Source organism: Kitasatospora sp. NPDC059088 (assembly GCF_042738155.1).
Lineage (GTDB): Bacteria > Actinomycetota > Actinomycetes > Streptomycetales > Streptomycetaceae > Kitasatospora.
In genome coordinates, this window is sequence record NZ_JBHYGR010000175.1 from 10124 (window position 1) to 16693 (window position 6570).

Here is a 6570-nt window from a genome sequence, read left to right on the forward strand (position 1 = left end):
TTTTTATGCTAATAGTGTTTTGGTGATGTGGGGGCGCGCTAGGTGGGGTTGGTGGGAGCTGTTTTGCGGTCCGGCGTACTTCCGGCTCCGCGTGGTCAACTCAGTGCGCCCAGCCCGAGGTCCGCCAGGCGTTGACGCCCGGGTGGACGGCGGGGCGGAGCAGCCGGGAGCGGTCGTTCCAGGGGGAGGCCGGGCCGACACCGGCCAGGCGCGCCGCCTCCGCGGCGGCCTGCGCGGCGGCGGCCCGGGCCTGGACCACCGCCAGGACGGTGGCGAGCTCCTCGGGGGTCGGCTGCCCGTGCAGCACGTGGATCGGGGACATGGCTGGTTCTCTCCCGAGAGGGGTGGTGCCTACAGGGGGATGTTGCCGTGCTTCTTGGGCGGCAGCACCTCGCGCTTGCCGCGCAGCGCCCGCAGGCCCCGGACGATGTGCCGGCGGGTCTCGCTCGGGGCGATCACCGCGTCGACGTAGCCGCGCTCGGCGGCCAGGTACGGGTTCAGCAGGGTGTCCTCGTACGAGGCGATCAGCTCGGCCCGCTTCTCCTCGACGGTGCCGGTGGCCGCGGCCTCGGCGATCTCCCGGCGGTGCAGGATGTTGACCGCGCCCTGGGCGCCCATCACCGCGATCTGCGCGGTCGGCCAGGCCAGGTTGAGGTCGGCGCCCAGGTGCTTGGAGCCCATGACGTCGTACGCGCCGCCGAAGGCCTTGCGGGTGATCACGGTGATCAGCGGGACGGTCGCCTCGGCGTAGGCGTAGATCAGCTTGGCGCCGCGGCGGATGATGCCGTCCCACTCCTGCTCGGTGCCGGGCAGGAAGCCGGGCACGTCCACGAAGGTCAGCACCGGGATGTTGAAGGAGTCGCAGGTGCGGATGAACCGCGCGGCCTTCTCGCTGGCGTTGATGTCCAGGCAGCCGGCCAGGTCCATCGGCTGGTTGCCGACGATGCCGACCGGGTGGCCCTCGACCCGGCCGAAGCCGGTGATGATGTTGCCCGCGTACAGCGGCTGGGTCTCCAGGAACTCGCCGTCGTCGACGACGTGCTCGATCACCTTGCGCATGTCGTACGGCTGGTTCGCCGAGTCCGGCACGATGGCGTCGAGTTCGAGGTCCTCGTCGGTGACCGAGAGGTCGGCCTGCTCCGGGTAGGACGGCGGGTCGCTCAGGTTGTTGGAGGGCAGGTACGACAGCAGGTTCTTGACGTACTCGATCGCCTCCTTCTCGTCCGAGGCCAGGTAGTGGGCGTTGCCGGACTTGGTGTTGTGGGTGCGGGCGCCGCCCAGCTCCTCCATGCCGACGTCCTCGCCGGTCACCGTCTTGATGACGTCCGGGCCGGTGATGAACATGTGCGAGGTCTGGTCGGCCATCACCACGAAGTCGGTGATCGCGGGGGAGTAGACCGCGCCGCCGGCGCAGGGGCCCATGATCAGCGAGATCTGCGGGATGACGCCGGAGGCGTGCACGTTGCGGCGGAAGATCTCGCCGTACAGGCCGAGCGAGACCACGCCCTCCTGGATCCGGGCGCCGCCGGAGTCGTTGATGCCGATGACCGGGCAGCCGGTCTTCAGCGCGAAGTCCATCACCTTGACGATCTTCTCGCCGAAGACCTCGCCGAGCGAACCGCCGAAGACGGTGAAGTCCTGGGCGAAGACGGCGACCTGGCGGCCGTCGACGGTGCCGTAGCCGGTCACCACGCCGTCGCCGTACGGGCGGTTCTTCTCCTGGCCGAAGTTGGTCGAGCGGTGCCGGGCGAACTCGTCGAACTCGACGAAGGAGTCCTCGTCGAGCAGCTCCAGGACCCGCTCCCGGGCCGTCTGCTTGCCCTTGGCGTGCTGCTTCTCCACGGCCTTGGACGAGCCGGAGTGCACCGCCTCGTCCAGCCTGCGCCGCAGGTCGGCCAGTTTCCCGGCGGTGGTGTGGGGGTCGTACGGCGCCTCGGTCATCCGGTGGCTCTCCCTGATCATGGGCCGCGACCTGTTCGATCGCGCGGGCCGGGATCGGGGGCTCGCGCACGAGGGCAGGGCGGCGCTGCGAACTACCGCTGCGTAGCGTAACCAGCGCGCAGGGCGATGCGGCACGTCCTGGCGTTATGGCCATCGACACAGTGTGTCAACGAGCGTTCTGCGGGACGATGGGGCGGACTGCGCCTCTGCGGCCCGTCCTGCCGCGGGCCGGTGCACGTCCTAGGGTGGCCACCATGACCGCACCCGAGACCCCCCGCCGCAGCGGACTGCGCGGCTTCGGCCGCACCGGACCGTCCCCCTGGACCGACCTGGACCGGCCGCCGCTGGACCAGGAGGTGCTGCGCCGCGACCTGGTCGTCCCGGGTGGGCTGTGGACCTCGCTGGACGTCGTCACCGAGACCGGCTCGACCAACAGCGACCTCGCCGAGCGGGCCCGCGCGGGCGCCCCGCAGGGCGCGGTGCTGGTCGCCGAGGCGCAGAGCGCCGCGCGCGGGCGGCTGGACCGGCAGTGGACCGCCCCGGCCCGCTCCGGACTGTTCCTGTCCTTCCTGCTGCGCCCGGAGGAGGTACCGGTCGAGCGGTACGGCTGGCTGCCGATCCTGGTCGGGGTGGCCGCCGCCAGCGCCCTGGACCGGGTGGCCGGGGTCGAGGTCGGGTTGAAGTGGCCCAACGACCTCCAGACCGGGATCGACGGCGCGGAGCGCAAGCTCGGCGGCATCCTCACCGAGCTGAGCGGCGGCGCGGTGGTGGTCGGGATGGGCCTCAACGTCTCGTTGCGCACCGCGGAGCTGCCCGTCCCCACCGCCGCCTCGCTGGCGCTGGCCGGAGCCGCCACCACCGACCGCTCGGTCCTGCTGCGCGCCCTGCTGCGCGAGTTCGCCGGGCTCTACCGGGAGTGGACGGCCGCCGCCGGGGACCCGCACGCCAGCGACCTGCTGCGGGCGTACGCGGACCGCTGCAGCACCCTCGGCCGGCAGGTCAAGGTGCACCTGCCGGGCGACCACGAGCTGGTCGGCGAGGCGGTCGCGATCGACGGGGACGGCCGCCTGGTGGTCCGCACCGCGGACGGCGCACGCCGGGCGGTCGGCGCGGGGGACGTGGTCCACGTCCGCCCCGAACCGCGCCCCGAGCCGCGCTGAGCGGCAGTCTTCACCTCTCCTTGACTCGGGCGGATGCCCCGGATCACGCGATTCCGTGCGAACATTCCACCTGGCAGCGGTGTGAGGCGCGCCACTGTCCGCCCGGGTGGCGGACGGCGTGCCCGGACGGGTAGGACACGAGGCGAGTGCGGCGACCGCACGGGGACGGACCGGTGGCAGAGGACGGCAACGGCGGGACGGCGGGCAGCCACGACCCCACGGTCGCGCTCGAACTGGAACGCCTGATCCTGGACGCACCACGCCGCTACACCCCGTACCAGGCCGCGCGTGCCGCCGACGTCCCGATGGAGCTGGCCACCCGCTTCTGGCGGGCCATGGGCTTCCCCGACATCGGCCAGTCCCGGGCCCTCACCGACGGCGACGTGATCGCGCTGCGGCGCCTCGCCGGACTGGTCGAGTCCGGGCTGCTCAGCGAGTCGATGGCGATCCAGGTGGCCCGCTCCACCGGCCAGACCACGGCCCGGCTGGCCGGTTGGCAGATGGACACCTTCCTGGAGAACCTCACCCAGGCCGTCGAGCCCGGACTGACCCGCGCCGACGTCGCGTACCCGCTGGTCGAACTGCTGCTGCCGGAACTGGAGCAGTTCCTGGTGTACGTCTGGCGGCGCCAACTGGCCGCCGTCACCGGCCGGGTGGTGCAGGCCGCCGAGGACAACGAGATCACCAGCGGCCGGCTCGCGGTGGGCTTCGCGGACCTGGTCGGCTTCACCCGGCTGTCCCGGCGGCTGGAGGAGGAGGAACTCGGCGAACTCGTCGAGACCTTCGAGAACACCTGCTCCGACCTGATCGCCGGGCAGGGCGGCCGGGTGATCAAGACCCTGGGCGACGAGATCCTCTACGTCTCCGAGGACCCGGCCACCGCCGCCGAGATCGCGCTCAGCCTGATCGACGCCCTCGCCGAGGACGAGACCATCCCGGCGCTGCGGGTCGGCATGGCCTTCGGGACGGTCACCCAGCGGATGGGCGACGTCTTCGGCACCACCGTGAACCTGGCCAGCCGGCTCACCTCCATCGCCCCCAAGGACGCGGTGCTCATCGACGGCGAGTTCGCCGCCGCCCTGGAGCAGAACGGCAGCGTCGCCCCCGCCGACTCGGAGGGGCCGGGCCTGGCCGAGGCGCTGTCGGTGGCGGCCGGGATGCCCGCCTCCGGGCTGCCGGTGCCGGGGCCGGACGCGGGGGCGCGGTTCCACCTCCAGCCGATGTGGCGGCGGCCGGTGCGGGGGCTGGGGCTGGTGGAGCCGTGGCTGCTGTCGCGGCGGATGAAGGCGGAGTAGCGGGACCGGTCGGAGTAGCCGGACCGGTCGGAGCGGTCGCACCGGTGGGAGTGGGCCGGTCGGGGCGTTCGATGGGGCCGGTCGGTGGTGTTTCGGTGGCCGAACGGTTGAAGGTCGTACCGCCTGCTGCGGTTCCATCCGGGCAAACGGGGCAAAACCGAACGAAATCGCCCTAGTCTTGGTGCAAGCGGCCACGGGTGCGGCCGACCGGTGGGGGTCCGGGAGGACCGAGCACAGGGAGCGAGGCGAGCCGGTGAGCAGTGAGGCGATCATGACGGACCGCGGCTGCGACTGCGAGGGCCCGCACCGCGCCGACCCGCTGCCCGACCTGCGGCTCCAGTCGGTGGTCGAACTCGCCCAGGACATGGCCGGGGCGCTCACCCCGCTGGAGGCCGTCCGGGCCGCCGCCGCCCGGGCCACCGAGGCGCTCGGCGCCACCATGGCCGCCGTCTCGGTCTGGGACCGCGAGTCCGGCCGGCTGCGCGTGCTGGTCAACCACGGCCGGCTCGCGCCCGGCGAGGAGGAGCTGCCGCAGGACGAGTCCTACCCGGTCGCGGACTTCCCGGAGATCGTCACCTACCTGGAGGAACGCTGGACCACCGGGCGGCTGCCGCGCGCCTGGCTGCAGACCGCCGAGAACGACGAGCCGCACGCCGGGCACGCACACCCGACCGCCGGCGCGTACTGCCAGGAGCGCGCCGCCGCGCTGCGCCGGCGCGGCCGGGCCTGCTGCGTGGTCGCGCCGATCGTGCTGCACGGACAGGCCTGGGGCGAGCTCTACCTCGCCCGGTCCGTCGGCCTGCCGGTCTTCACCGAGGCCGACGCCGACTACGCGACCCTGCTCGCCGCCCAGATCTCGGCCGGCCTCGCCCAGACCGAACGCCTCGCCGACCTGCGCAGACTCGCCTTCTCCGACCCGCTCACCGGCCTCGCCAACCGGCGGGCCGTCGACGCCCGGCTGGAGAGCGCGCTGGAGGCCCACAACCGGGACAACACCGTGGTCTCGCTGGTGGTCTGCGACGTCAACGGACTCAAACGGGTCAACGACCAGCTCGGCCACGAGATGGGCGACCGGCTGCTCGAACGCTTCGCCCACCAGCTCTCGCTGGCCGCCGCCAAACTGCCCGGCAGCCTGGCCGCCCGGCTCGGCGGGGACGAGTTCTGCCTGCTCGCCGAAGGACAGAAGGCCGACGAGGTGGTCGCCGTCGCCGAGGAGCTCTGTGCCCGGGCCCTCGCCCTCGCCGAGGGCGAGGGGGTCGCCTGCGGCGTCGCCTCCACCGGGGACTCCATCGGACCGGTCACCACCCCCGACCGGCTCTTCCGGCTCGCCGACGCCGCCCAGTACCGGGCCAAGGCCGCCCGCGCCGCCCACCCCGTCGTGGCCGGGCGCAGCCACGGCCCCGGCTTCTCGCCCGACCCCACCGTGCTGCTCGCCGACGCCGCCGACCCCCACCACCGCGCCGACGGACGCCGCGGGCCCGGCGGCCGGGCCGGCACCGCCGACCGGCGGCGGTTCCGCGGCGCCGCCCACAGCGCCGACCCCGGACAGCTGCTCACCGCGGTCCTCTCCGCCCTCGACCAGGCCGCGGCCGCCCGGGCCGTCCACCCGGCCGACACCCTCGCCAAGCTGGCCGTCGTCGCCGAGACCTCCGCCCGGCTGCTCGACGCGGTCGGCTGGTGGGTCTCGTACGTGCCGCCCGGCTCCCAGCTGATGCGCACCGCCCAGCACGCCGTCTACCGGATGACCAGCGGGCCCAGCAGCACCCGGGCCGAGACCCAGCGGGCCCAGATCGAGGCGCCCGACGCGGTGTTCGACCTCCGTCACTACCCGATGACCCGGCGGGCCGTTCGCGGCGGGGCGTTCGCGCTCCGCGCGGGGGCGGCGGGGAACGATCCGGCGGAGGAGGCGATGCTCGTGGTCTCCGGGTACCGCGGGATGGTCGCGGCGGGCGGGCAGAACGCGGCGGGGGGCTGGTTGGTCGAGCTCTTCGCGGACGATGCGACGTTGCCGTTGGGGCAGGTGGCTTGTGCGTTGCGGGCTTTGGCGGCGGTGGCGTTGGCGGGGGGTGCGTCGCCGCCGGTGGTGTGAGGGCCGCTGCGCGGGGCTGGGGGGTGGGGGGTGGGCTTTCGGGAGGGTGGTTGGGTCCCGGGGCGGTTCCGGGGGCTGTCTCTTA

At 73.5% G+C, this 6570-nt stretch carries 4 protein-coding genes and 1 pseudogene; 3 read left to right on the top strand and 2 right to left on the bottom strand.

The window, feature by feature from the left end:
• Nucleotides 1–100 precede the first annotated feature (100 nt).
• Both ACFWXO_RS41160 and ACFWXO_RS41165 read right to left on the bottom strand, forming a co-directional pair.
• Nucleotides 101–322, bottom strand: a complete 222-nt coding sequence (locus ACFWXO_RS41160) for an acyl-CoA carboxylase subunit epsilon (RefSeq protein ID WP_375894726.1) — start codon at nucleotides 320–322, stop codon at nucleotides 101–103.
• Nucleotides 323–351: 29 nt separating this feature from the next.
• Nucleotides 352–1962: an acyl-CoA carboxylase subunit beta gene (locus tag ACFWXO_RS41165; RefSeq protein WP_380531324.1), complete on the bottom strand. Its 1611-nt coding sequence runs from the start codon at nucleotides 1960–1962 to the stop codon at nucleotides 352–354.
• 233 nt (nucleotides 1963–2195) lie between these two features.
• Between ACFWXO_RS41165 and ACFWXO_RS41170 the strand changes: the two genes are divergently transcribed.
• From ACFWXO_RS41170 to ACFWXO_RS41180, 3 genes and pseudogenes are all read left to right on the top strand, one after another.
• A complete protein-coding gene (locus tag ACFWXO_RS41170) occupies nucleotides 2196–3101 on the top strand; it encodes a biotin--[acetyl-CoA-carboxylase] ligase (RefSeq protein ID WP_380397237.1) in 906 nt (301 codons plus the stop codon).
• A gap of 173 nt (nucleotides 3102–3274) precedes the next feature.
• A complete protein-coding gene (locus ACFWXO_RS41175; RefSeq protein WP_375894733.1) occupies nucleotides 3275–4396 on the top strand; it encodes an adenylate/guanylate cyclase domain-containing protein in 1122 nt (373 codons plus the stop codon).
• Between the two features lie 271 nt (nucleotides 4397–4667).
• Nucleotides 4668–5891, top strand: a pseudogene (locus ACFWXO_RS41180) (diguanylate cyclase domain-containing protein); the annotation flags it as partial.
• Nucleotides 5892–6570: the final 679 nt, after the last annotated feature.

Coding starts and splice junctions, on each gene's coding strand:
- ACFWXO_RS41160 (WP_375894726.1), bottom strand. CDS start 322: ATGTCCCCGATCCACGTGCTGCACGGGCAGCCGACCCCCGAGGAGCTC.
- ACFWXO_RS41165 (WP_380531324.1), bottom strand. CDS start 1,962: ATGATCAGGGAGAGCCACCGGATGACCGAGGCGCCGTACGACCCCCAC.
- ACFWXO_RS41170 (WP_380397237.1), top strand. CDS start 2,196: ATGACCGCACCCGAGACCCCCCGCCGCAGCGGACTGCGCGGCTTCGGC.